The sequence below is a fragment of the Shewanella litoralis genome (genome assembly GCF_009828585.1).
GTDB lineage: Bacteria > Pseudomonadota > Gammaproteobacteria > Enterobacterales > Shewanellaceae > Shewanella > Shewanella litoralis.
The window spans coordinates 1-309 of record NZ_WSRZ01000130.1 but is presented as its reverse complement, the minus strand read 5'-3'; the positions used below and the strand labels follow the sequence as shown (position 1 = coordinate 309).

The window sequence follows — 309 nt, the reverse complement described above, 5'->3', positions numbered from 1 at the left end:
CGTGATTGAGCCTCGTTGACGGTGATGTTACGTCCATCGAGCTCTTGTCCGTTCATTCCTTCAATCGCATCCTTCATTGATTTCTCATCCTTGAAGGTCACGAATCCGAATCCCCTTGACCTTCCGGTCTCACGGTCGTTGATGATCTTGGAATCAACAACGTCGCCGTATTGAGCGAAGGCAGTCTCGAGAGCTTGATCATTGGTGGCCCAGGCTAGACCTCCAACGAAGCACCGGTACTCAACATCAGAGGACGCCATTGAAAAAGAGAAGAAGATCTAGGGTTAACAGTATAGAGGAGAAGTAAAG

General features: G+C 48.9%; 1 protein-coding gene. It reads right to left on the bottom strand.

Features of this window, described 5'->3' with window-relative positions; translation table 11 throughout:
* Positions 1 to 260: RNA-binding protein (locus tag GQA99_RS21035; protein WP_206194607.1), on the bottom strand; the 260-nt coding region annotated here is incomplete at its 3' end.
* Positions 261 to 309 lie beyond the last annotated feature (49 nt).